At 63.6% G+C, this 25,655-nt stretch carries 20 protein-coding genes and 1 riboswitch; of the genes, 13 read left to right on the forward strand and 7 right to left on the reverse strand.

Annotated elements, in window-relative coordinates; genetic code table 11:
* On the forward strand, window positions 1-900 hold the full coding sequence (purU, locus tag LFT43_RS04420) for a formyltetrahydrofolate deformylase (RefSeq protein ID WP_395801332.1): 900 nt from the start codon (window positions 1-3) through the stop codon (window positions 898-900).
* A gap of 47 nt (window positions 901-947) precedes the next feature.
* Here the strand turns inward: purU and LFT43_RS04425 are convergent, their stop codons facing one another.
* Complete coding sequence (locus LFT43_RS04425) at window positions 948-1,727, reverse strand: type 1 glutamine amidotransferase domain-containing protein (protein ID WP_395801333.1); 780 nt, start codon at window positions 1,725-1,727, stop codon at window positions 948-950.
* A gap of 86 nt (window positions 1,728-1,813) precedes the next feature.
* Entirely contained in the window at window positions 1,814-3,295 is a 1,482-nt protein-coding gene (locus LFT43_RS04430; protein ID WP_395801334.1) for a PucR family transcriptional regulator, read from the reverse strand.
* Window positions 3,296-3,403: 108 nt separating this feature from the next.
* Here LFT43_RS04430 and LFT43_RS04435 point away from each other — a divergent pair, with 108 nt between their 5' ends.
* Together LFT43_RS04435 and LFT43_RS04440 are read left to right on the forward strand one after the other, a co-directional pair.
* Window positions 3,404-4,936 carry a purine-cytosine permease family protein gene (locus LFT43_RS04435; protein ID WP_395801335.1) on the forward strand — a complete coding sequence of 511 codons (1,533 nt, stop codon included), beginning with the start codon at window positions 3,404-3,406 and terminating at the stop codon, window positions 4,934-4,936.
* Window positions 4,937-4,947: 11 nt separating this feature from the next.
* Entirely contained in the window at window positions 4,948-5,907 is a 960-nt protein-coding gene (locus LFT43_RS04440; protein ID WP_395801336.1) for a polysaccharide deacetylase, read from the forward strand.
* A gap of 223 nt (window positions 5,908-6,130) precedes the next feature.
* Here the strand turns inward: LFT43_RS04440 and LFT43_RS04445 are convergent, their stop codons facing one another.
* Both LFT43_RS04445 and LFT43_RS04450 read right to left on the reverse strand, forming a co-directional pair.
* Window positions 6,131-7,075 carry a matrixin family metalloprotease gene (locus LFT43_RS04445; protein WP_395801337.1) on the reverse strand — a complete coding sequence of 315 codons (945 nt, stop codon included), beginning with the start codon at window positions 7,073-7,075 and terminating at the stop codon, window positions 6,131-6,133.
* Window positions 7,076-7,105: 30 nt separating this feature from the next.
* Entirely contained in the window at window positions 7,106-8,269 is a 1,164-nt protein-coding gene (locus LFT43_RS04450; protein WP_395801338.1) for a VIT1/CCC1 transporter family protein, read from the reverse strand.
* Window positions 8,270-8,538: 269 nt separating this feature from the next.
* Between LFT43_RS04450 and LFT43_RS04455 the strand changes: the two genes are divergently transcribed.
* The gene (locus LFT43_RS04455; protein WP_395801339.1) at window positions 8,539-8,727 is read left to right on the forward strand and encodes a hypothetical protein; all 189 of its coding nucleotides are present in this window, start codon (window positions 8,539-8,541) and stop codon (window positions 8,725-8,727) included.
* Window positions 8,728-8,751: 24 nt separating this feature from the next.
* Here the strand turns inward: LFT43_RS04455 and LFT43_RS04460 are convergent, their stop codons facing one another.
* Window positions 8,752-9,072, reverse strand: coding sequence for a hypothetical protein (locus LFT43_RS04460; protein ID WP_395801340.1), 321 nt, complete (start codon window positions 9,070-9,072; stop codon window positions 8,752-8,754).
* Between the two features lie 15 nt (window positions 9,073-9,087).
* A riboswitch (SAM riboswitch) is annotated at window positions 9,088-9,207 on the reverse strand.
* A 126-nt stretch (window positions 9,208-9,333) separates the two neighbouring features.
* Window positions 9,334-10,866 carry a sodium:solute symporter gene (locus tag LFT43_RS04465; RefSeq protein WP_395801341.1) on the reverse strand — a complete coding sequence of 511 codons (1,533 nt, stop codon included), beginning with the start codon at window positions 10,864-10,866 and terminating at the stop codon, window positions 9,334-9,336.
* Window positions 10,867-11,169: 303 nt separating this feature from the next.
* On the opposite strand from LFT43_RS04465, the gene LFT43_RS04470 reads away from it, so the two are divergent.
* From LFT43_RS04470 to LFT43_RS04480, 3 genes are all read left to right on the forward strand, one after another.
* On the forward strand, window positions 11,170-11,745 hold the full coding sequence (locus LFT43_RS04470; RefSeq protein WP_395801342.1) for a helix-turn-helix domain-containing protein: 576 nt from the start codon (window positions 11,170-11,172) through the stop codon (window positions 11,743-11,745).
* Window positions 11,746-11,996: 251 nt separating this feature from the next.
* Complete coding sequence (locus LFT43_RS04475) at window positions 11,997-13,412, forward strand: ammonium transporter (protein WP_395801343.1); 1,416 nt, start codon at window positions 11,997-11,999, stop codon at window positions 13,410-13,412.
* The gene (locus LFT43_RS04480) at window positions 13,409-13,750 is read left to right on the forward strand and encodes a P-II family nitrogen regulator (protein WP_395801344.1); all 342 of its coding nucleotides are present in this window, start codon (window positions 13,409-13,411) and stop codon (window positions 13,748-13,750) included. Before LFT43_RS04475 ends, LFT43_RS04480 begins: the two co-directional genes overlap by 4 nt.
* A gap of 65 nt (window positions 13,751-13,815) precedes the next feature.
* Here the strand turns inward: LFT43_RS04480 and LFT43_RS04485 are convergent, their stop codons facing one another.
* Window positions 13,816-15,804, reverse strand: coding sequence for an amino acid transporter (locus LFT43_RS04485; RefSeq protein ID WP_395801345.1), 1,989 nt, complete (start codon window positions 15,802-15,804; stop codon window positions 13,816-13,818).
* Between the two features lie 223 nt (window positions 15,805-16,027).
* Here LFT43_RS04485 and speB point away from each other — a divergent pair, with 223 nt between their 5' ends.
* From speB to LFT43_RS04515, 6 genes are all read left to right on the forward strand, one after another.
* A complete protein-coding gene (gene speB, locus LFT43_RS04490) occupies window positions 16,028-17,092 on the forward strand; it encodes an agmatinase (RefSeq protein WP_395802890.1) in 1,065 nt (354 codons plus the stop codon).
* Complete coding sequence (locus tag LFT43_RS04495) at window positions 17,089-18,750, forward strand: thiamine pyrophosphate-binding protein (protein WP_395801346.1); 1,662 nt, start codon at window positions 17,089-17,091, stop codon at window positions 18,748-18,750. The genes speB and LFT43_RS04495 overlap by 4 nt, the downstream gene beginning before the upstream one ends.
* Before the next feature lie 179 nt (window positions 18,751-18,929).
* Window positions 18,930-19,412, forward strand: coding sequence for a MarR family winged helix-turn-helix transcriptional regulator (locus LFT43_RS04500; RefSeq protein ID WP_395801347.1), 483 nt, complete (start codon window positions 18,930-18,932; stop codon window positions 19,410-19,412).
* Window positions 19,413-19,423: 11 nt separating this feature from the next.
* Window positions 19,424-21,463, forward strand: coding sequence for an MDR family MFS transporter (locus LFT43_RS04505; protein WP_395801348.1), 2,040 nt, complete (start codon window positions 19,424-19,426; stop codon window positions 21,461-21,463).
* Between the two features lie 199 nt (window positions 21,464-21,662).
* Entirely contained in the window at window positions 21,663-23,396 is a 1,734-nt protein-coding gene (locus LFT43_RS04510; RefSeq protein ID WP_395801349.1) for an ABC transporter ATP-binding protein, read from the forward strand.
* Entirely contained in the window at window positions 23,393-25,483 is a 2,091-nt protein-coding gene (locus LFT43_RS04515) for an ABC transporter ATP-binding protein (protein WP_395801350.1), read from the forward strand. The genes LFT43_RS04510 and LFT43_RS04515 overlap by 4 nt, the downstream gene beginning before the upstream one ends.
* The last annotated feature ends 172 nt before the right edge of the window (window positions 25,484-25,655 follow it).

The following is a 25,655-nucleotide window of genomic DNA, read 5'->3' on the forward strand; positions in this document are numbered from 1 at the left end:
ATGACTGTCACACAGAATGAAACTGTAGCGTCGGCGCTGCCGGCTACCACCATTGAGCATGTCCTCACGCTCGATTGCCCGGAAACGCGGGGGATCGTGCACGCTGTCTCAGGCTTCCTCCTGGAACACGGCTGCGACATCATCGACAACAAGCAATTCGACTCCCAGCTGGATCACCATTTCTTCATGCGGATCCACTTCGCATCGGATGGGGACCAGTCAACGATTGATTCGCTGAGGGAATCCTTCGCGCCTGTCGCCGAAAAGTTCGGCATGCGCTGGCAGCTGCAACGCCACGGGGCCAAACGGCGGGTGCTGATCATGGTCTCCAAGTTCGAGCACTGCCTCAACGACCTCCTGTTCCGGGCCCGGATCGGGGAACTGCCCATCGACATTGTCGGGGTAGTCTCCAACCACCCGGACCACAGGCGGACCGTCGAATGGCACGGCATTCCGTTCTTCCATGTACCTGTCACCTCGGACACCAAGGCGGCGGCCGAGGGACAACTCCTCGATCTCATCGATCGCCTGGACGTCGAACTGGTTGTCCTGGCGCGCTACATGCAGGTCCTCAGCGACGATCTTGCCCGCCGGCTCGACGGCCGTGCCATCAACATCCACCATTCGTTCCTGCCCAGCTTCAAAGGCGCGAAGCCCTACCACCAGGCCTACGCACGAGGCGTCAAGACCGTTGGTGCCACCGCGCACTACGTCAACGGTGAGTTGGACGAGGGTCCGATCATCGCCCAGCAAGTGGTGGAAGTGGACCACACTTTTGGTCCGGATGACCTGGTCGCAGCCGGCCGCGACACCGAGTGCAAAGCACTCAGCAACGCCGTGCGCTGGCACTGCGAAGGGCGCGTCATCCTGCAAGGCAGCAGGACCGTAGTGCTCAAATAGGGTTTGAACGGCCCACCAAACGGTGGGCCGTTCAAACGCCGCGGGCGTTAGTGGTCGGTGCCTGCCGCAGCCGCCTTCTTGGCGTCCTTCTTGGCGTCCTTCTCTGCGCGCAGGGCCTCCGCCTCGTGCTGTTCCTCGGCCTTTTCCTGGTGGATGACCTCCGCGAGGAGCTTTTCCATCTCCTTGGCCACGCCGGCGGCGGAAGCCGGGTTCTGGCCGGTCACCAACCGGTCCGCGACCGCGACCTTCTCCGCGAAGACGTCCGCGAAGACGTGGATCGCGCCCTGTTCCTTAAGTCGGTCTGCCAAGAAGAACGGGATGACCTTGTCCATCCCTGCGGCAACCTCCTCGTCGTTGGTGAAGGCGGCCACCTCGCGGCCCCCTACGAGCCGGAACCCGTCGGCCAGGTCCACGTTCACCAAGCCCGCCGGTCCGTGGCAGACCGCGCCAACCACACCGCCGGCGTCGTAGACGCTGGCCACAAGTTTCTGCAGGCCTTCGCTGTCCGGGAAGTCCCACATGGCGCCGTGGCCTCCCACGAGGAAGACGGCGTCGTACTGGTCGGGATCAACGACCTCAACGCGGGCAGTGTTGTAGAGACCGGCGCGTGTGGCCTCGTCCTCGGTGAAGGCAACCTGGATGGGATCTGCCGAGTCCACCTCATCGTGCGGGGGCTGGCCGCCCTGGATGGACGCGAAGTCGACGAAGTGCCCGGAATCCTTGAAGACCTTCCAGGGATGTGCAGCCTCGGCTACGTTGTAGCCGGTCTTCTTTCCCGTATCGCCGATATCGGAAACGCTGGTCAATACCATGAGGATTTTCTTCATGAAATGCTCCTATCGTTCAAATTCCAGCCTACGCCTAGCCCAAATTCAGGCCCCCGCGTTTGAGATCGTGGAACCGAATTCGACGCCTAAAGCCGGGCCAAGCGGGTCGCCAGATGAAGGGCTGCCAGCCGTCCCGTTCCGCGCGGGTCTCCGCCGCACAACTCGAAGATCCGTTGGAGCCTGTGGTGCATCGACTGCCGTTCCAGGTGCAGTTCCCGTGCCGCCTGTGCCGTATTGCATCCGGTATCCAGCCATACCGCGAATGTCCGCATCAGCTCCGAGCGTCGCTGCTCGTCATGCTCGACGACGGCGCCGAGCTGCCTCCGCACGAATGCCTCCCGGGTGGCCCGGTCGAGGCTTCCTTCCGCCAATCGCTCGACGGCAAAGTCCTCGGCATCCAACACGCCTGTTCCGGTCTGCGGATTCGGCATGAGCTCGAGCGTCAGGCGTGCCTCCGCCAGCGACCACGGAGCCTCTCCGATTCCCCCTGCCAACGGACCCACCGCTAGGGCTGAGCCGTCCGGGACCTCCAGCGCATGAAGCGCTTGCATGAGCGTAGCGCGCGAAGCCATCGCCGCGCCTGGGGGGAGGGCCGCCAGGGCGATCAACTCGGCGTTGTCCGCATAACTGGCACTTTGCGGAACCGCGGCCTGCAGGATGTTGTCCAGCTGTGTCCGGAGCTGTCCCGCCGTTGAGGAACGCACCGCGACGGCGACTACCGGACCGCTGGCCGGGAACCCTGAGGCGGGTCCCAATTGCTGGAGTCGCCATGACTGGGTGCCCGAACTGATGGCCCGCATGAGTTCGATGCCGGCAAGTTCCTTGAGACCGGGTGGCATGCGTTGCAGCAACGCCAAGCCGAGGATATCGACGCAACGCTCGCCGGCCACCCGGGCGAGGTTGGCGTCGCCGTCGTCGGGCACTTCCAATTCCAGGCGGGCCGCCAGCACGCCGCGGACGGGCACATCGACTGTGGCGAGATTGCTGGGACCGATCTGGCCAGCGGACGTTGCGCTTCCTAAAGTGATGCCAGACGGCGAGACGAGCCTGGCGTTGGCACCCGTCCGGCTCGCGAGGACGGCGAGGAGCTGGTCCAGCCCGCCTCCGTGCGCGAGTTCGGCCGCCATGGCATGGCTCGTTTCGTCTCCGAATTGCAATTGCGCAACCGATTCGCTGACCAGGAGCGAGTTGATGGCTTGCATGATGCCCACGAACGGGACCACTGTGCACAACTCGATGATGGGCAGTCCGGCGTCTTGGCCGGCGTCGAGCATGGACGCCGGTATGGCCGGCAGGAGCGGACCCGTTTCGATGGCCAATGCAGTGACGCCGCGGGCCGCCAGCTGACGGACGTAGTCCACGCGCCGCTCGTCCGAGGCGGTAGCGAGCGCCTGTCCGCCGGTCAGAAGCAGCTCTCCACCCCGAAGTAGGGGAGCGATGTCCAGCACTTCGCTCGAGTGGACCCAGCGGAGTTGCCGTGACAGGGCCTCAGGCACGTCGGTCCGCAGGACCGGTTCGGCGGCTTTGAGGCTGTCGTGAGCAAAAGCATCGGCAAGGAGTAATGACATGACACTCCGTATCTAATTATGGAGAACTATCATACACATCGTATCTTGTTGCTGTGATGTGGGGCACATACATTGAAGAAGTCCCTTTCACACACGGAGGCTCCCCCAATGCATGAGAACTTATCCACTGCGACGCCAGGGGCTGCAACGGCGCAGACCGACGTCGAGCAGAACCTGCAGTCCATTCCCGAATCAGCGCGTACCCGCAGCGTGGCGGGCCAATTCTGGATCTGGGCAGGCGCAAACCTTGCCCCCATCAACTGGGTCCTTGGGGCCCTCGGCGTCCAGCTCGGACTAGGTTTTGCCGACACCGTCATTGTCCTGGTGGTGGGAAACCTGATCGGCATGGCGCTCTTCGGCCTGTTTGTCCTCCTGGGGCAGAGAACCGGTGCCACCGGCATGGTCCTTGCCCGGGCAGTCTTCGGCCGCCGCGGCAACTACCTCCCTAGCGCGATCCAGGCGCTCCTCGGAATCGGTTGGTGCGCCGTCAACACCTGGATCATCCTGGATCTGGTGATGGCGCTTCTCGGCAAGCTCGGCCTAGTCGACCCGGAGCAGCCGAATGTGGGCCCCAAGATCCTGGTGGCCTTCTTGATCATGGCCGCCCAGGTCATCATCGCTTGGTTCGGCTACAAGGCCATTGCGGCCTTCGAAAAGTGGACTGTTCCGCCAACCATCGTGGTGCTGATCGCCATGTCCGCCGTGGCGTGGTTCGGCATGAACATTGATTGGGGCTACGCGGGTCCTCCGGGGGCCGTCCTTGAAGGCGGTGAGCGAATCGCGGCCATGACCACCGTGATGACGGTCATCGGCATCGGCTGGGGCATTACCTGGTTCACCTACGCAGCGGACTATTCACGGTTCGTCAGCAAATCGGTCCCCCGGCGCAAGGTGTACCTGGCCTCGGTATTCGGCCAGTTCCTGCCGGTGGTGTGGTTGGGGATCCTTGGCGCCAGCCTGGCAACGAAGAGCGGAACCGCGGACCCCGGCCACCTCATTGTCGACAACTTCGGCGTCCTGGCCATCCCGGTTCTCTTCCTGGTGCTGCATGGTCCCATCGCAACGAACATCCTGAACATCTACACCTTCTCGGTCGCTGCCCAGGCCTTGGACATCAAAGCCAAACGACGTTCCTTGAACATCTTCGTCGGGTTCCTGGCACTGGTCGGCGTCGTGTTCTTCATCCTCCAGGAGGACTTCGCCTCAACGCTGAGCACCTGGCTCGGAGGGCTTGTGGCGTGGGTGGCCGCGTGGGGCGGCATCATGCTGGTGCACTACTTCTGGGTGGACAAGCGCAACCCGGTGGGTGTTGACCGGCTCTTCGACCCGGTGGGCACCCGTCGGCTCCCGGCTTTCAACTGGGCGGGCATCACCGCACTTTTGGTGGGTATCTTTGCCACGTGGCTGTTCATGTACGGTGTGCTGCCGATCATGCAAGGCCCAATCGCCACAGCCATGGGCGGGATTGACCTGTCCTGGTTGGCAGGCGGAGTTGTGGCGGCGGCTGTCTACCGCGCACTAGGCCCACGGGTGCATGCCCGCTACCTTCCGCTGCCTTCCTCCGCGGCAGTGCCTTCCACGGATGCTTCGACGTCGCAGCCGCTTGCGGAAGACACCGTCGCCAATCTTGTCAACGACTGAAAGGAAACCCGATGACCAACGCTTTTCCTGACGAGGCACACCCGATCACTTGGCCCGAAGGTTTCAAGGCCGCGGCGTCCTTCACGTTCGACGTAGACGCCGAATCCTGCACCATCGCCCACGACCCCACAAGCACACGGCGCATGTCCCTCATGAGCCACCAGTCCTACGGACCGAGGATCGCCGTTCCGCGGCTCCTGAAGATCCTCGAGCGCCAAGAGATCAAGGGAACCTTCTTCATCCCGGGCTTCACGGCGGAGAGCTACCCGGACGTGGTCTGCCGGATCGTCGACGGTGGCCATGAAGTTGCCCATCACGGTTACCTGCACGAACCCATGCAGGGAATCGACGCCGCCACCGAGGCCAGCTACCTGGACCGCGGGCTCGAAGCCCTCGCGAAGGTGGCCGGGGTCAGGCCGGTCGGCTACAGGGCACCCTGGTGGGAGCTCAACTGGCATTCGCCGGCCCTGCTTGCGGACCGCGGGTTCCTTTACGATTCAAGCCTGCTCGACGGCGATGCCCCCTACCGCATGGGCGTCGCCCAGGATGATTCGCGGGACATCGATTCGCGGGACATCGTGGAGATTCCCGTGGACTGGGCACTGGATGATTGGGAACAGTACGCGTTCTACCCGGGAGTGACAGGAAGCGGCGTCATCGAAAGTCCCGCCAAAGTCCTGGAGATGTGGACCCTGGAAGCCGAGGCCCACCACACCCAAGGCAGTTGCTTCGTTTTGACCAACCACCCGTTCATCTCGGGCCGCCCGTCCAAGGCAGTTGCCTTGGAACAACTGATCGAACGGGTCAAAGCGATGGACGGGATGTGGGTGACAACCATGGAACGGATTGCCGAACACACGAAGTCAACGGTGAACGAGATCCACAGCCACGCCAGGATCGAGATCCCGTCCTACCCAGGCGCCGGAGCTAACTTCAAGCCTGCCCGGGTGCTGGAAACCACCCGCAACTAGGGACATGTCCAGCATGCACGCGCATTCCCATTGAGCATGCCCAGCCCTAACCAACAGCAGTGGACATAACCCCTGACAAGCCTGATGAGCATGTCCAGCCTTGGCCAGGAGCAGTGGACATAGTACTCATATGTCCACTGCTTGAACCTAAGGCTGGGCATGTCCAGTGGTGGGCGCGTCCAGTGGTGGGCGCGGCGGATTGGGTGGGCGCGGCGGATGCTGGCTAAAGGTCGTCGCGGCAGGGAGCCGAGTGGAGTTTGTAAAGGCCGTTCAGGTCTCCGGCCGCCAAGCCATCCGGGGCGCCGATCTCCGGGTACATGAGCTGGATTGGATCGTCGACGTGGTCAAGGCCCACCACGTGGCCCAGTTCATGTTGCACCACGGCCGAGACGTAGTGGGCACCACCCGGGACGCCCAGCAGTTCCTTGATTTGCCGGGCGTCCAAGTCCAGGCTTCCCGTCACATAGCTCTTGGGGCCGGAACCGAAGCTGTACATGGTGCTGCCGCCGGTGCCGATAACGGATCCAGCCAATGCCGGGGCGGCCTCGGGGGTGGTCCAGGAAATCAGCAGGGGTGCCCAACGATCCCCGTAGAGGGCCGGTTGGTATGGCTTGCGCTTCTCGGAGGGGGTTTCCGTGCTGGCTCCGTCGTTGACGAATTTGAGGCCCGTGGCTCCGGCGATTTTGGCAACGGCGTCGGCGATGAGTCCCTCGGAGCCGGCAGGGGCTAGGGCCGCGTTGACCACGTAGTGCAGGGGTCGGCACGGTGAGTAACCCACGGGTGTGCCGTCGGCGTTGGTGGCCAAGAACTTGTAGGAGTTGCTTGCCACGGCTGGCTTGGCGGGGGAGCCGAGCGCGTGGCCAGCTTCCTCCTGGCCGGGTGGCGGGGTGTCCGGGGCACGCGCGGCTTTTCGCGCCACTTGCCCGGGATCTGCGCCCTGGGAAGAGTTGTGGCTTGGGGACTGGGCCGAAGGACCCAGGTTCGGAAGCAGACCAGGGATCCGGGGATCGCCCCGGAGGAAACCACTCACAAGCACGGCTACGGCCGCGACGATCGCCACTACCATGAGGTTCCGGAACAGTGCGACGGCGGTACTGGGCCGCCGCTGCGGAGGTGGCGGACCGCCGTCGTACCCGTAGTTCGAATGCACGTCTTCCCCCAAATCCATGATCCCCGCATTCCAAGCGGGCCGACGCTACTAACCGATGACAGCGCCGAAAACGAGCCCCAGCCCATACGTGGCCGCGGCCGCGCCGAGTCCGATGGCGAGCTGCCGGAGGCCGCGGGTCAGCGGCGAGGTTCCGGATAACAAGCCGACGACGGCGCCAGTCGACAGAAGCGCGATGCCCACCAGCGTACCGGCCACAGCAAGCGCAGCGAAGCCTGTCATGCCGAAGATGAACGGCAGGATCGGCACAATGGCGCCCGAGGCGAAGAAGCAGAAGCTGGAGATGGCAGCGCCCCAAGCGGAGCCAACTGCTTCGTGCTCGTTCACGGTTTCTTCAGCCTCGGGATCCAGCGAGAGGCTGGGATCGCAATCGCAGCTGTAGAGGCCCATGCGTTCGGCGGCCCGGTGTTCGGCGGCCTCGTGGGACATGCCCCGGGCCAAATACACCAGGACGAGCTCATTGTGTTCGAGGTCCAGGGACGGGGCGGCGGTCAGCGTGGCCTGGGTGGGGCGGGTGGCCTTGAGGAGCTCCAGTTGCGAGCGGACCGAGACATATTCGCCGGCACCCATGGACAGTGCGCCTGCCAGGAGGCCGGCGATGCCGCTGAAGAGGACCACAGTGGCGGGAACGCCGGTGGCGGCCATGCCCATCACGAGGGAAAGGTTGCTGACCAGGCCGTCGTTGGCACCGAATACCGCGGCGCGGAAGGTGCCGGACAACCTGTTGCGGCCGCGCGTCGCCAGGCCGCGGACAACTTCTTCGTGGATCTGTTCGTCGGCCGCCATGGCTCGCGTTGCCGCGGGATCCTTCGCGTAAGGGGAGCGGCCTTCCGCCCTTTGCGCGAGGGCCAGGACGAACACCGAACCGAAATTCCGCGCCAGGAAGCCAAGCAGCTGGCTACGGATGGAGGCTGCTTTCGGCATCCCCGCGTGTTCGCCGAGGAGCTTGAGCCAGTGTGCCTCATGGCGGCCTTCGGCCTCTGCGAGGGCCAGCAGGATCTCGCGCTCCTCACCATCGCGGCGCTGCGCCAGTTGGCGGTACACAGCGGCCTCGGCGCGTTCGTCCGCCAAGTACTGCCGCCAGCGCTTGAGGTCCGACGACGGCGGGGGAGTCTTGGTGGCTGCTGCGTCTTGCGATGGACTGCTTGAGTCAAACGGACTGTCTGATTGCGGGGTTTTTGCGTGCGGGTGCACCGGGACTCCTGGGTTGCTGGGGCGGGCTTCATCGCCTCATTGCACGTCCACTTTATCGCCAATTTCCGCGGTTTTTCGGCCGGTAATCCTTACTCGGCGTTTTAGGTGTGCCTCAAAAACGCCGGAGGCTCCCGCGAAGCCTTGACCACCGGATGGGGCAGTGCTGGGATGGATGGACAGGGTCCACGCATTGGCGCCGGTGGCGTGGTGACCGGCTGCCTGATCTGCCTGGCGATGGGCTCAGCGGCACGTCGAACGGAGGTTGCACCATGGACAGCACCGAGACCCACGCCCGCCACCCCGACCGTCCCACGGTCGAGGCCGATCCCGCCTACGACTACAACGAGGACCTGGAGGTGGACGAGGACTGGGAAGAACAATCCGAGGTCCTCGACGACGACGAACGGCCGGTTCCGCTCGACGTCGACGAACACCGTGAGGCTGGAGAGATCGAATAGCCCCGACTCGCTGAGTGTGGGTAGCTAAAAGGCGCTGAGGATGAAGTGACGTTCCACGCCCGCCCGGTACCCGGTTGCGGCCACCGTCAGCGTGAGCTTCCGCGTGGCCGGGAACCAGCGGGCAGGCTGCACTGCTTGTGAGAGGGCTTCGGTAATGAGCCGAGGCTCATGATGCCAATAGCGTTCCAGGTTTCCGTCCACCACGAACGTGATGGAACCTTGGGAAAGGTCGACGCCGGGAATCACACGGACGAACTCGTCAACCCGTCGGGCGCGGGGCGCGGGCAGGGTGCTTGGTGGTGTGGTGTGGCTGGCCGTGGGGGTGGTGCCGGTTTCCAAAGGCATTGCCTTCTCCTGGTGGAGTTGCTCTTGCCCGCTCGGTTGTCTCTGGTCCGGGTCGGGCCGCTTCTTCATCCGAACCACCCGTGAACATGGGGTTGGCGTATGGCAAGTCGGAGCTTGGCGCCACATCTCTTGAAGCTCTTCCTACTGTACAGGCAGGCCCGCACCCGGGGCCTCCGCATTAAGGACTCCAATCACGACGGCGGCGCCGCACCCCTCGAACGAGAAGGTGCGGCGCCGCCGTCGTGATTTATCCTGTGATGCTCAGTGGCTGGCCACCGGGTGGACCTCCAACGGGAGTTCTTCCGTGACCGCTCCGGCAACGCGGCGGTCCCATGCTTCGCGGACCGCGGGTTCCGTGGGAGGCGTGAGAAGGGAGACTACCAAGTAGACGGCGAATGAGGCGCCGAGGCCCCAATAGATGGGATCGTTTGCGTAGACGCCGTCTTCGCTGGGAATGATTCCCGTAGCGTAAGCGATCAGCAGGCCCAGCGTCAGTATGGACCCGACCGCCATGGACCAAGCCGCGGCGATGCCCGTGCCGCGTTTCCAGACCAAGCCACCCAGGATCGCGACCAAGAGGCCGCCCACCAGGATGTCGTAGGCGATAGTCAAGGCAACCACGACGTCTTGCGCCGCCATCGAGATCAAGACGGCCACGATGCCCAGGCCAAGGACCCAGTACCGGTTGGCCTTGACGTCGTGCTCGGGGTTCTCGGTGTCGTCGGTGTTGATCGTCTTGCCGAACCAGCTGGCCACGAATGGGACAACGTCAGCGCGGGCCACCGTGGCTGCGGCAATGAGGGCGCCGGAGGCGGTGGACATCATGGCGGCGACCGCTGCGGCCATGACCAGGCCGCCGATGCCGATCGGCAGGATGTGCGTTGCCACCTCGGCGTAGACAACGTCCTTGCCGAGGGCCTTGACATCGATGTTGGGCAGGGCCACGCGGGCGGCCAGGCCGATCAGGGCGCCGGCCACGCCGTAAAGGACGCAGTAGACGCCGGCGGTGGCGCCACCCCAACGGGCCACCTTGGGGGTCTTGGCGGTGAAGACGCGTTGCCAGATGTCCTGGCCGATCAGCAAGCCAAGGGTGTAGACCACGAAGTAGGTGATGATGGTCTGCGCTCCGATGCCGTCCAACTGGAAGAAGCTGGCGTCAACCCGGGCACGGATGCCGTCGAAGCCGCCTGCGGCGTTGAGGACGAACGGGAGCATGAGGAAGAAGATCCCGATTGTCTTGATGATGAACTGCACCTGGTCGGCGAGGGTGATGGACCACATGCCGCCGATGGTGGAGTAGACCAGGACGATTGCTCCGCCGACGGCGATGGCTAGCCAGCGCTCCCAGCCGAAGAGGACAACGAAGATGGTGGCGTAGGCGCCCGTGGACGTGGCGCACAGCATGAGGGTGTAGGCAAGCATGACGATGCCGGAGGTCTGCGTGGCACGCTGGCCGTAGCGCAGGCTCAGCATCTGGGAGACCGTGTAGATCTTCAGCCGCTGGATGGTGCCGGCGAAAAGCAGGCTCAGGAGGAGCACGCCAGAGCCGATGGCCACTACCAGCCACATGCCGGAGATGCCGAACTTGTAGCCGAGGCCGACGCCACCAACCGTTGATGCGCCGCCAAGGACCACGGCGGCCATGGTGCCGGTGTAGAGCATCGGGCCGAGGCGCCGTCCCGCCACCAGGAAGTCGCTGTTGTTCTTGGTGCGCGACTTGCCCCACCAGCCAAAGGCCAGCATGGCAAGCAAGTACACCACCACGATCGCAATATTGATGAACGAAGAGTCCATGGTTGGCTCCTGAGGCTGATGCGCAGAGTTCTTGGGGATCCGACGCCGGTCCCGCTGGGTATCCTCGCGGGCTGCGGATGGTCTCTGCGCTGGTGATTGGGGAGAGTGGTCTGTGAAGTGTGCCTCACAAACAACACTTGTTGCCTATGAGGATACGTAGTGATGCGAGTAACAGTCAAGACGCCGCCATCACCACGAGACGCTCCGGCGTTGCCCACTCCATCCAAAAGAGTCGCCATGCCAGCGATCCGGCTACTATTGCTGCAATGATAGGGCCGTAGCAACGGCCTGAAAGGTTCGTGAATGAAGGCTCTCCCCGTTGAACCAAGCAATGTACCCGTTGCCATCGGTTCCAGAATCCGTGCCGCCCGCCAATCACAGCGGCTGACCATAGAACAGGTCGCGGATGCGACCGGCCTGACCAAGGGTTTCCTGAGCCGAGTCGAGCGGGACCTGACATCGCCATCGGTTGCTTCCCTTGTGACGCTTTGCCAAGTCCTTTCAGTATCAATTGGCGAGCTTTTTGCCGCCCCCGAAACGCACTTGACCCGGCGGGACGATGGTCCGCGGATTTCGCTCGGTGGCCAGGGGATCGTGGAGCGGCTCCTGACCGCCCGCTCAGAGCGGCGGCTGCAGATTCTGCAGGCAACCATCGAGCCCCGGGGCCGCGGAGAAGCCGAGCTTTACGCCGTTGATTGCGACGTCGATGTCCTGCACGTGGTCAAGGGGCGCATCAAGTTGATTCTCACCAATGAGGAGTACGAGCTCGACGAGGGGGACACCTTGTCCTTCCCGGGCCGCGAGCCCCACACCTGGGTCAACCCCACGGACGAGCCCGTTGAGGTGCTCTGGATACTGGTGCCGGCAGCCAGCCGCTGATGCTGGCTCCCTTCGACGCGCGGAGCGTAACAAGCCGGAAACCTGGGTGACTTCAGAATTTAACCCACGGGCCTTCTGCGTTACGTGCTTGAAATAATTCTTGCCGAAGACCGAAACAGGGCGGCTGTACGTTCGAGTGAACGCAACTCGTCAAGGTCGGTACCTCGTGAGGTACCAGGACCTGTTCGTTTTAAAAATGGTCTCGCCGTGCGGGCGCCATGGAGCGCCGTATATGCAGGAAGGCTCCCGAAATGAACTCAGCATTCTTTAGCGTAGGGCTGGATGTGAGCCCCCAGACCCTGGATCCCGGCGCAACAGCCTGGATGCTTGCAGCTTCCGCCCTCGTCCTTCTCATGACGCCAGGTTTGGCGTTCTTCTACGGCGGCCTGGTCAGGATGAAGTCCGTCCTCAACATCATGATGATGAGCTTTGGCGCCATTGGCGTGGTCGCGGTGGTCTGGGCCCTGTGGGGTTACGGACTAGCGTTCGGACCGGATACCCTAGGCGGCTTCATCGGAGACCCCTTCGCGAACTTCGGACTCAGCGGTTTGACCAGCGTCATCGGCGGGAAAGCCCCGGGGCTGCCGGACATGGTCTTCATCGGATTCCAAGCGACTTTCGCCATCATCACGGTAGCCCTGATCAGTGGCGCGGTGGCTGAACGCGTGAGGTTTGGCCCATGGCTGCTGTTTGCCGGCCTCTGGGTCACCCTCGTCTACGCACCCATTGCCCACTGGGTCTGGGGTGGCGGGCTCTTCGGATCCACCGGGATCATCGGCAGCAAGATCTCGGCCCTTGACTTTGCCGGTGGCACCGTAGTGCACATGAACGCCGGCATGGCCGGGCTAATGCTTGCAGTAGTGCTCGGCAAACGGCTCGGATTCATGAAGGACCCCAACATCCGGCCGCACAACCTCCCCTTCGTGATGCTTGGGGCCGGCTTGCTGTGGTTCGGGTGGTTCGGATTCAACGCCGGTTCGGAACTGGCTGCTGACGGAATCGCCGCGCTCGCCTGGACAAACACCCTCTTGGCCACAAGCGCCGCGCTCCTGGGCTGGCTTCTCGTAGAGCGGCTCCGGGATGGCCATGCGACGTCCCTCGGTGCCGCATCCGGCGCCGTCGCGGGCTTGGTGGCAGTCACTCCGGCGTGCGGATTCGTGGACCCCATTGGCGCCATCGTCATCGGTGTCGTCGCGGGTGCCGTCTGCGCACTAGCCATCGGGCTGAAGTTCAAGATCGGCCTGGACGACTCCCTGGACGTGGTTGCCGTGCACTTTGTCGGCGGTCTGTGGGGGACCCTGTCCCTCGGATTCTTCGCCGTACCCTCGGCAAAGACTGAAGGCGGCCTCTTATACGGCGGCGGCCTGACTCAATTCTGGCCCCAGATATTGACTGCGCTGATGGTGACCGCGTGGACTGCGATCATGACCACGCTCATTGGTCTGGCCATCCACAAGACAGTGGGCATGCGCGTCAAAGAGCACGAGGAATTGGCGGGCATCGATATCACGGAGCACGCGGAAACCGCATACGAGCTGGTGATGGTTGGCGGATCCTTCAATCCCGGAGAACCTCAGAACGGCAAAACGCCCGTGACAGCGGGCAAGGAAGAAACGGCAGACAAAGTCGAGGAAACGGAGCTGAGCCGTAGCAGGGCCTCGACGTGAAGCTCGTTACCGCGATAGTGCGGCCGGAGAGGATCGACGAGGTCCGTGACGCCCTGGAGCGCTTCGGAGTCAACGGGATGACGGTGAGCCAGGCGAACGGCTACGGCCAACAGCGGGGCCACATCGAGGTTTACCGCGGCGCGGAGTACAACTCCGATCTCCTCCCGAAAATCCGGGTGGAGGTCCTGGCCACCGACGATCTGGTGGACGGAATCGTGGACGCCATCATCTCCGGCGCCAGTACGGGCCAGTTTGGGGACGGCAAGATCTGGACAATCGACGTATCCCAGGCGGTGCGCGTCCGGACCGGGGAGCGTGGCGCCTCCGCGATCAGCTAGGGGCCATCAGCTGGAAAGACTGTGTTGGTGCCGCACCTCGTGGTGCGGCACCAACACTGCCATGTTCAGCCCACGTGCACCCAGGGCCTGCGCGTGATGTCCGGTTCGGCTTCGCGCAGCACTTCGCGAGTTACCGGGGCAATCTCGCCCTCGCCGAAAAAGAGGAATTTGCTCAGGTTGGCGATCGGATTGCCTTCGGTCCAGCGGAAATAGATGTGCGGCATGAGACCCGTGACGTCGCGGATGTGGAGCAGCACCGCGGCCAGCGTGTTGGGCACATTGTTGCTGTGGATCTCCAGGATCTTGAAGCCGTGCCGGCGCTTCCCTTCCACCAGGAGTTCCTGCTCAAAGTCCGAGCTGTCATCCACGATGATTTCGATGAAGATCGCGTGGCTGTCTTCCGGCAAATGGTTGGCTTGCTGGGCATGCTGCAGCTTCAACTGGTACCGGTCGGCGCTCAGCCGCTTGGGCTCGTGAGCGATGATCCGTATGGGGCCTTCCTCATTGGAGGCTGTGAATTCGAGTGCCATCTGGTCCATTTTGATGTGCGTAGCCCGCAGTTCGAAGGACCGGCGTATCCGCGAAGCGAAACTCACCAGGACAATGCCAAGGATGAACAGCGCCGCGATCCTGATGCCATCCGGTCGCTCCACCACGTTGGCCACCGTGGTGTAAGCGAAGACCACGGCCACCGCGCCGAATGCGATGGTCTTGCCTTTCTGCATCTTCCGGCGGGCGGACAGGGTGACCGCGATCGAGGCGGAGGTCATGAGGACCAGCACACCCGTGGCGTAGGCGCCGCCTTGGGCTTCCACATTGGCTTTGAAGACCAGCGTGATGATGAAGGCAACGGCGGTGAAGACAAGGACCAGCGGTCGGACGGCCTTGGTCCAGGCCGGGGCCATGCCGAAGCGCGGCAAATAGCGCGGCACGAGGTTCAGCAGGCCGGCCATGGCGGAAGCACCGGCGAACCACAGGATGGCGATGGTGCTGATGTCATAGACCGTGCCGAAGCCGTCGCCCAAGAATTGGTGCGCAAGGAATGCAAGGGCTCGTCCGTCTGCTTTCCCTCCCGGCTGGAATTCAGCGGCCGGGATCAGGAACGTGGTGATGAAGCTCGAAGCCACCAGGAAGGCACTCATGATGAGCGCCGCCGTCGTGAGTAGTTTGTGGGTGCCGCGGATGCGGCCCGCGGGATTTTCTTCCGTGTCACTGGGGCAACCCTTGATCTGTGGCATGACCGCGACGCCGGTCTCGAAGCCTGAGAGGCCCAGCGCGAGTTTCGGGAAGACCAGGAGTGCGATGCCCACCATGATCAACGGGTTCCCGTGTTGTTGGTTCAGGGCGGCCCACCAGTCGGTCACCACATGTGCCTCGGTCACCACGTGCGTCAGGCCGACAACGACGACGACGGCGTTCAGTACCAGATACACGCCCACGAGCACGACGGCGACGTTGATGGCCTCCTTGAATCCGCGCAGGAACACCACGCCAAGGCCGGCGATGAGCGCCAGGGTGATGGTGATTTCCTGCCCGTGGAGCCATTGCGGCGCGAACGGATTTTCGATGGCGTGGGCGCTCGCGTCCGCGGCGGAGAGGGTCATGGTGATCATGAAGTCCGTGGCAGCGAAGCCCAGCAGCGCCAGCACGAAGAGTTTGCCGCCCCAGCGGGGGAGGAGCCGCTCAAGCATCGCGATGGAGCCTTCGCCGCGATGGCTCTCGGAAGCGACCCGCCGGTAGACCGGCAAGGCGCCAAGCAGGGTGACGGCGACCAGGACAATCGTGGCGAGCGGCGAGACGATGCCAGCCGCAAGTGCTGCAATCGCGGGTTGGTAGCCGAGGGTGGAGAAGTAGTCGACGCCCGTAAGGCACATGACCTTCCACCAAGACTGGGGAGTGTGGTCCTCGTCCGGTTTTCCGTGCGGACCTTGCCGCTTTCCCGACGTCTCGGGCATGCCGTCAAGCAACCATCGCTTGAATTGCCCCTGTTTGATTTCGCCCGTGGGCTTGCGCCGGTCAGCGGGTTCGGCAGGTGGCCTGGTCAGCGTTGTCACATAGTCCTTTCGCGCAGCCTGGAAGCTGCTCCAGATGGAGCGTACGGGGGCGTCGGGGAGGGAATGCCCGTTTTTATGGAATCTTTACGCATCATGTGATGGGGGTCACCATCATGAAATGCATTCATATGTAAACAAGTGATGCATATAAGACAACTTGAGTGTATGATTGGTGTCACAGTCAAAACCCGATCTCACCTATTCACTGAAGGAGTGGCGCATTTTGGAAGAGCTTCGTATTGAGGCCAACGGCAACCTTGGTCCGATTGATTCGGCCCGAATCCCGCGCTACGCCGGTGCTGCCACCTATGCCCGCCTGCCCAGGCTGGACCAGGTGTCCAAGGCCGACGTCACCGTTGTCGGCGTCCCCTTCGATTCCGGTGTTTCCTACCGCCCCGGAGCCCGCTTCGGCGCCAATCACGTGCGTGAAGCCAGCCGCCTGCTCCGCCCGTACAACCCCGCATGGGACGTCAGCCCCTTTGAAAACATCCAGGTTGCCGACGCCGGGGACATGGCGGTGAACCCCTTCAACATCAACGAGGCCATCGAGACCATCCAGCAGAACGCGCTGGACCTGACCGCCAACGGAAGCAAGCTCGTGACGCTCGGCGGCGACCACACCATCGCCTTGCCGCTGCTCCGTGCAGCCGCCGAACGCGCCGGCGAGCCCGTGGCCATGCTGCACTTCGATGCCCACCTGGACACATGGGACACCTACTTCGGCGCCGAATACACGCACGGCACCCCGTTCCGCAGGGCCGTTGAAGAAGGCATCCTCGATACCGAAGCCATCAGCCACGTCGGTACCCGCGGCCCGCTTTACGGCAAGAAAGACCTCGACGACGACCACCGCTTCGGCTTCGGCATCGTCACCTCGGCGGACGTCTACTACCAGGGCGTCCTGGAAACCGTGGCCAAGATCCGCGATCGCATCGGCAACCGTCCGCTGTACATTTCCGTGGACATCGACGTCTTGGACCCGGCCCACGCGCCGGGTACGGGTACTCCGGAGGCCGGCGGCATCACCAGCCGCGAGCTCCTCGAAATCATCCGCGGTTTCCGTGGCATGAACCTGGTGGGCGCGGATATCGTCGAGGTTGCCCCGGCCTACGACCACGCTGAGATCACGGGTGTCGCAGGTAGCCACGTCGCTTACGAACTCGTCACCCTCATGGCGGACAACGCCGTTGAAGGTAACCGCCACGGCGCCCCGAACGGCTACGCTGCCCAGGCCCTCGGCCAAGAATCCCGCCGCCCGGCCGGTTTCGCCCCGGCGGTCGCGAAGTGACGGATCAGCGCAACGGCGGGGACCTCGTCGTCGAGACCCTTGAAGCGCTTGGCGCGAAGACCGTCTTCGGGATCCCGGGCCAGCACGCCCTGGGTTTGTTCGACGCAATGGGCCGCGGCAATCTGCACTTCGTGTCCTCCCGAGTGGAGAACAATTCCGCTTTCGCCGCCGATGGGTATTCCCGTGCCACGGGCGAAGTCGGCGTGCTGTTCTTGTCCACCGGTCCGGGCGCGCTGACGTCCCTGGCCGGGCTCCAGGAAGCGTATGCGACCGGCGTGCCGATGGTGGTCGTGGCGAGCCAGATCCCGCTGGAGGGCCTGGGGGCGCGCCGCAAGGGCATGCTGCACCAGCTCGATGACCAGAAGGCCTCGGCCGCGAACGTCACCAAGAGCCAGCGCCTCATCCAGCACGCTTCCGGGATTCCCTCGGCCATCCAGGACGCCTGGACCGAGGCCATTTCCTCCCCGCAAGGCCCCGTGTGGATCGAGATCCCGCAGAACGTGCTCCTGGACCCCATCATGGTCCCGCCGGTGGAAGACGCCCTCGCCGAAGCGGCCGACAACCCGCCGCGCGTGGAACTGATCCGCGAAGCCGTGAAATGGCTCTCGACGGCGGAGCGTCCGGCGATCATTGCCGGCGGCGGCACGCGCCGTGGCCGCGCTGAGAAGTCCCTCCTCTCGATCGCCGAGAAACTCCGCGCTCCGGTGATCTGCACGCCCGGCGGCAACGGAGCGTTCCCTTGGAGCCATGAACTGTCCCTGCAATCGTGGATCGAGGACCGCCACATGACGGACGTCCTTGAGGACGCCGACGTGCTGATCGTCATCGGCTCTTCCCTGGGTGAAGTCACGTCCAACTACTTCACCTTCGAGCCTCGCGGGCGCATTATCCAGATCGACGCCGAACCCCGGGTCCTGGAGTCCAACCGCCCCGGTTTGGGCATCCGCGCTGACGCCGGCCAGGCCCTCGCGGCACTGGACGAAGCCTTGGCCCCTGCTGGCACGGCCGGCGCCAGCCCGAGCTGGCACGGAACCTCGCCCGAGGACCTCGTCAAGGAGTCCCTGGCCAAGGTCAGGGCGCGACTTGAAGAACAGGACCTCGGCAAGGAACTGAAGTTCATGGCCGATATCCGCGAGGCCGTTCCGGCCGAAATGCAGACCTTCTGGGACATGACGATCTCCGCGTACTGGGCATGGAGCTGCTGGGATTCCCGCGAGGGCCAGTTCCACTCGGCACAGGGCGCAGGTGGCCTCGGCTACGGCTTCCCGGCAGCCATCGGCGGCGCAGTGGGACTCGAAACCGTGGGTAAACCGGGCCGCGTGCTGGCAGTCTCCGGCGACGGCTCCTCCATGTACTCGATCTCCGAGCTGGCCACCGCCAAACAGCACAACATCCCGGTGACCTGGCTGATCGTGGACGACGGCGGTTACGGCATCTTGCGTGAATACATGGTGGGCGCCTTCGGCAAGGCCACCGCCACCGAGCTCGCCCGCCCGGACTTCGTCAAGCTCGCCGAGGCCTTCGGTGTCCCGGCCCGGCGTGTCGCCCCGGAGGAAGTCGGGGACGCGCTCCGGGACGGTTTCGCCGCGGACGGTCCCAACGTCGTCGTGGTTGAAACCCTCCTGAAGATGTTCGGCCCCACGCACTTGGGCGACTGACACTCCAGACGCTTCACACCCCAGCGCGAGCTGGCAGATAGTGACCCCTTTTTCGAAAGATGAGGGCATTAGCTGCCAGCTCGCGCTTGGTGTTTAACGCACCTCACACATCATTAGTTTCCCAAAGCAATCAATTTGGCGTATAGTTGCTTTAGGCAAACAAAAGTGAGGTGTCTTCCATGGCTGTCGCATCCAGCACAGCAACCGAACTCGTCCATCAGATTTTCGATCTGCAGCGGGTGCTGCGTTGCATCGTGACCGCGAACATCGCGAAGGATGCCGACGTCGGGTTCGCCCTACAGGGTGTTATGCGCTTCATCGGCGAGGGGGAGTCCCGGGCTACGAAGCTTGCCTCCCGGCTCGGCGTCAGCCCCCCGGTCCTCAGCAGGCACATCGCCGAACTGGAGGAACTCGGTTTGGTGATCCGGCGTCCAGATCCCGCGGATGGCCGGGCCCAGTTGGTGGCCTTGTCCGAAACCGGCATTGAAAAGGTCCGGGACTTCGAAGAACAGCGCAGCCTCAATTTACGGGCCTACCTCGCGGAATGGAGCGAGGAAGACGCCCTGGAGGCAGGGCAGATCCTGGAGAAATTGACCACATCACTCAATCACTCAGTCCGGGCAACGGCGGCCGGCTCCCACCACTCGAACCACACAGCTTAGGAGCAGCAGCAATGGCAACCCGAATACAGGAACGTTCGACGGCGGTGCCCGCGACATCCGCGCCCATGACGCACCGCCAGATCATGGAGGCCTTGACGGGCCTCCTCGCGGCATTCTTCACCGCTATCCTGAGCAGCACCATCGTGGCCAACGCCCTGCCCACCATCATGTCCGATCTCCACGGCACGCAGACGGACTTCGCGTGGGTCATCACGGCGGCGCTGCTGGCCAACGCCGCCACCACGCCCATTTGGGGCAAGCTCGCCGACCTCTTCGACAAGAAGCTCCTGGTCCAGCTGAGTATCGTGATCTTCGTGGCCGGCTCGGTCATGGCCGGCTTCTCCCAGAGCATTCCCTTCCTGCTGACCGCCCGCGTCATCCAGGGCATCGCCTTGGGCGGCCTCACCGCCTTGGCCCAGGCCATCATCGGCACCATGATTCCGCCGCGCGACCGTGGCAAGTACTCGGGCTACATGGGCGCCGTCATGGCCGTCGGTACCGCAGGCGGGCCGCTCCTCGGCGGGTTCATCGTCGACAGCCCGCTCGGCTGGCGCTGGACGTTCTTCGTCTGCGTGCCGCTCGCCGTCGTCGCACTCATCCTGCTCCAGGTGACCCTCAAGATCCAGCACATCAAGCGCCCCGCCAAGATCGACTGGCTCGGTTCCATCCTGCTGACCTCGGGCGTGAGCCTGCTCCTCATCTGGGTTTCCTTCGCTGGCAACCCGGACTACTACGACTGGATCTCCTGGCAGTCGGCCCTCATGGTGGGCGGCGGCGTGCTTCTGCTGGCACTGCTGGTGCTGGTCGAATCCAAAGTGGCCCAGCCCATCATCCCGTTGAAGATCATCTCGCAGCGCACCACCGCTTTGGCGATCCTGGCCTCCGTGGCCGTCGGTATCGCTATGTTCAGCTCCTCCACGTTCCTTGGCCAGTACTTCCAGGTAGCCCGCGGGGCCACGCCCACCGAGGCAGGCCTTCTGACGCTGCCCATGATTGCGGGCAACCTCTTGGGCTCAGTGGCGTCCGGCCAGCTGATCAGCCGCTTCGGCAAGTGGAAGCGATTCCTCCTGGCGGGCACTGTGCTGCTGGCCGGCGGCCTCGCGTTCACCGGCACCATCGACCACACCACGGAACTGTGGATCACCTGCTGCTACACCGCCATCTTCGGCCTGGGCCTTGGCTTGCTGATGCAGAACCTGGTCCTCGCTGTCCAGAACACGGTCCGCGCCCAGGACATCGGAACAGCCAGCGCGTCCGTGGCATTCTTCCGCTCCGTCGGAGGTGCGATCGGTGTCTCTGTCCTCGGTGCCATCATGGCCACGCACGTCAAGGACCTTGCCACCAAAGGCCTCGCCGCAGCCCATATCCCCGTGAGCGGTGGGTCAGGCGGTGGAAGCATGGATCTTGCTGACATGCCTGCCCCGATCCGGGACATTATGCGTGCAGCGTATGGCGATGCAACCGCCCAGATCTTCCTCATCTCAGCGGCCATTGCCGTGGTCGCTTTCCTCGCGGTGCTGTTCATCAAGGAAGTTCCGCTCCGGAAGACCGTGGACGCAACGCCTGCGAAGGAATTGCTGGCAAACGCTTCCGGCGAGGCCGCGATGACACTGGACACCTCCGCGCTGCCCGTCGTCGAATCCACTGAACTTCCCCAAGCAGCCGACGACGGCGGCACTCCGTTGGGTGCCAGCCGCGCCCGCGCGGCGGCCAAGAAAGAGCACGATGATCTGGACCTTGAGTTCGCCCGGATCCTGACGCAGGAACGGCCCGATCCTGCCGCTGGCCTGCGCGAGGTCCAGGACCAGCTTGCCCGGACCCAGAGGCTGCTGGCTGAGCAACAGCTTCAGCTGAGCCAGGCACAGCGCGAGCTCCAGGTGCGCGTGCACGAACAGCAGGCCACCGCCGTCGAGCAGTCGCGGACCGCTGAGGAGTTGGCCGCGCTGCGCAAGGAACTCAAGCGTGAGCGTCGCCGCCAGGAAAGGGCAGCCCTGCTGCTCATCGCGGGCGAAGCCTCGAGGGCAGGGGAAACTGGCCGGCACGCAGGCTAGAGCGTCACTCGGGCCAGGAGCCGCTGTAGCGGGCGTGGAAGCGCTGCGGCGGTTCAGGTACGCCGCAAGGATGATATTCGGCTAACGATATTTCGCTGAGGCAACGGATTTCGTAGAGTTGAGGGACTAATACTGTCAGCGCCTGCTGCTATCCATGTATTAAGTCATTCGCGCACTCTCTCATTAAGGATCCGTGGGCATGCTTGTCACCCTGATACGGCGCTACTCCAAACCGTATTTGCCGCAGATACTGGCCGTCATCATCTTCCAGTTGGCGTCCACCATCGCAACCCTCTACCTTCCTAGCCTCAACGCCAAGATCATCGATGAAGGGGTTTCCCGGGGAGACACCAATTACATTTGGCAGACCGGTGCCCTGATGCTCGCGGTCGCGCTCGGCCAGGTCATTGCGGCCATCGCCGGGGTCTATTTCGGTTCCCGCGTGGCGATGGCCATGGGCCGCGATTTGCGCAGGGATGTCTTCCGCAAGGTCAGCAGCTTCTCGGCCAAGGACGTCAACAGCTTCGGCGCGCCCACGTTGATCACCCGCGGCACCAATGACGTCCAGCAGGTCCAGATGCTCATGCTGATGGGCCTGAACTTCATGGTGTCCACGCCCATCATGTGCGTCGGCGGCATCATCATGGCCCTGCGCGAGGACCTCAGCCTCTCCTGGCTTGTCTGGGTTTCGGTGCCGGTCCTCGTGGCAGTGGTTGGTTACCTCGTGGTCAGGCTCATGCCGCTCTTCCGCTCCATGCAGAAGAAGATCGATGCCATCAACGGTGTGCTGCGCGAACAGATCATCGGTATCCGGGTGGTGCGGGCCTTCGTACGTGAACCTTACGAGGCCGAGCGCTTTGGCGACGCCAACAAGGATCTCACCTTGGTTTCGGTCAAGATCGGCAACCTGTTTGTCTTGATGTTCCCGGCCATCGGAATGATCCTGCACCTTTCCACGGCAGCAGTGCTGTGGTTCGGCGGCCAAAGGGTTGATGCGGGCAACATGCAGGTGGGCTCGTTGACGGCCTTCCTGCAATACCTCCTGCAGATCCTCATGGCCGTGATGATGGGTACCTTCATGGCGATGATGATCCCGCGTGCCTCCGTCTGCGCGGACCGCATCGGCGAGGTCCTCGACGTCGAACCCTCCATCCACGATCCGGAGGCGCCCGTGGTGCCCGCGGAGAAGAAAGGCCGCGTCGAATTCCGCGACGTCACCTTCAAATACCCCGGCGCTGAAGCTCCCGTGCTGAGCAACATCTCTTTCACGGCTGAGCCGGGCCAGACCCTCGCCATCATAGGATCCACAGGCGCCGGCAAGACCACCTTGGTGTCGCTCCTGCCGCGACTGTACGACGTCGCGTCCGGCGATGTATTGCTCGACGGCGTTCCGGTCACCAGCCTGGACCGCGACGAAATCACCAGCCGTGTGGCCACCGTGCCGCAGAAGCCGTACTTGTTCTCCGGAACCATCGAGCATAATCTGCGTTTCGGCAAGACCGATGCCACGGACCGGGAACTCTGGGATGCGTTGGAAACCGCGCAGGCCAAGGACTTCGTGATGGAAAAGTCTTCCGGCCTTAACCGGCGGGTGGCGCAAGGCGGCACCAACGTCTCCGGCGGCCAGAGGCAGCGCCTCTGCATCGCCCGGGCCCTGGTGACACAACCCACGGTCTATCTCTTTGACGACTCCTTCTCGGCCTTGGATGTGGCCACGGACGCCCGCCTTCGCAGGGCGCTGAAGGAGAAGACGCAGGAAGCCACGGTCATCATCGTGGCCCAGCGCGTCTCAACCATTGCGGATGCGGACCAGATCCTCGTCCTGGACAACGGCAGAATCGTTGACCGGGGCACCCACGATGAGCTGTTGGAAACGTCACCCACGTACCAGGAGATCGTCGAATCCCAGCTGAGCGCGGAGGAAGTGGCATGAGCGAACAGAACCAGCAAAAACGAGGCTGGGCCGCGAAGGCCGGGGCAGCCACGGCAGAGCGCGAAACTGCGGAAGCAAAGGACGCAGTCGGTGCCATAACAGCCGTGGAAGATGACGACATCGAGGAAACCGAATACACTCCAGGCGAAGCCGACGGCGGCATGTTCGGCAACCTGCCGGCCAAGAAGGCCAAGGCTTTCGGGCCGTCGGCGAAGCGGCTCCTGGGGCTGCTTAGGCCCGAGGCCGCAGGTGTGGTCTTCGTCATCGGCCTCGTGGTGGTCTCCGTTGTCCTGAACGTCATCGCCCCTAAGATCCTCGGCAGCGCCATGGACGTGATCTTCGGTGGCGTCATGGGCAAGCAATTGCCTCCCGGCGTGAGCCAAGCGGCCTTCGCCGAAGGACTCCGCCGCGCCGGCCAGAACAACTTCGCAGACATGGTCTCCAAGATGGAGCTCACCAACGGGATCAATTTCTCCAAGCTGACGTTCCTGATCTCGATCGTGCTCTTGATGTACTTCGTGGCCAACATCTTCCTGTGGGCCCAGGGCTACATCCTGAACAAGATCGTCATGAAGGTCATCAACCGCCTTCGCAATGACGTCCAGGCCAAGCTCAACCGCTTGCCCCTGAACTACTTCGACACCCGCCAGCGCGGCGACATCCTCTCCCGGGTGACCAACGACGTCGACAACGTCCAGCAAGGGCTCCAGCAGGCGTTCGCGCAGCTGGTCAGCTCGGTGCTCACGGTTTTGGGCATCACCGTCATGATGTTCATCGTGTCCTGGCAGCTGGCCCTGATCGCACTGGTTGCCTTGCCGCTCTCCGGTGTGCTTGCGGGCGTGATCGGCGCGCGCAGCCAGAAGCTCTTCGCCGCCCAGTGGAAGAACACCGGCTCGCTCAATGGCCAGATCGAGGAATCGTTCTCCGGCCACGAGCTCGTGAAAGTCTTCGGGCGCGACGCGGACATGCTGGAGCGTTTCGACGAACGCAACGAAGCTCTTTACAAGGCTTCGTTCGGGGCACAGTTCGTTTCCGGCATCATCTTCCCGGCCATGAACTTCGTCTCCTACCTGTCCTACGTGGGCATCGCCGTCGTCGGCGGCCTGCGTGTGGCCTCCGGCTCCATGAGCCTTGGCGATGCCACGGCGTTCATCCAGTACTCGCGTGAATTCACCCAGCCCCTCGGGCAGATCGCCGGCATGGCCAACATGCTGCAGTCCGGTGTCGCCTCGGCTGAACGTGTCTTCGAGTTCCTGGATGCCGACGAGGAAATCCCGGAGAACGCGGCCCGTCACCTGCCCCCGCGCACGGACGGCCACGTCGAATTCGAGAACGTGTCCTTCAGCTACGTTGCCGACAAGCCGCTGATCGAGGACCTGTCCCTCAGCGCCGAGCCGGGACACACCGTGGCGATCGTCGGACCCACGGGCGCTGGCAAGACCACCTTGGTCAACCTCGTCATGCGGTTCTACGAACTCAACTCGGGGCGTATCACCCTGGACGGGGTGGACATCAAGGAGCTGAGCCGATCCGAGCTTCGCTCCAAGGTGGGAATGGTGCTCCAGGATGCTTGGCTGTTCGGCGGGACCATCTACGACAACATCAAGTACGGCAACCTCGACGCCACAGAGGAGCAGATCATGGAAGCGGCCAAGGCCACATACGTGGACCGCTTCGTGCGGGCCCTACCGGACGGCTACCAGACCATCATCGACGAGGAAGGCAACAACGTCAGTGCGGGCGAGAAGCAGCTCATCACCATCGCCCGGGCCTTCGTTTCCGATCCATCGCTGCTGATCCTGGACGAGGCCACGAGCTCCGTTGACACCCGTACCGAGTTGCTCCTGCAGAAAGCCATGGCTGCCCTCCGCACGGACCGCACCAGCTTCGTCATCGCCCACCGTTTGTCCACCATCCGCGACGCCGACACCATCCTGGTGATGGAAAACGGCAGCATCGTGGAGCAGGGCAACCACAACGAACTGCTCGCATTGCAGGGAGCGTACTATCGCCTGTACGTGTCGCAGTTTGCCGGTGAGGATGCCGAGGAAGTCGCTGTGGATGATTCGACGGCGGTGCACAGCTGAGCGCGGATACCGGAGTAGTGGCAGGGGCGGATCCGGACGCCACGCAGAACCCGGCCGGCGCGTCGGTACCGGACGCCACGCAGAACCCGGCCGGCGCGTCGGTACCGGACGCCACGCAGAACCCGGCCGGCGCGTCGGTACCGGACGCCACGCAGAACCCGGACGCTGAGTC

This window comes from Arthrobacter sp. FW306-04-A, assembly GCF_044358315.1.
Taxonomy (GTDB): Bacteria; Actinomycetota; Actinomycetes; order Actinomycetales; family Micrococcaceae; genus Arthrobacter.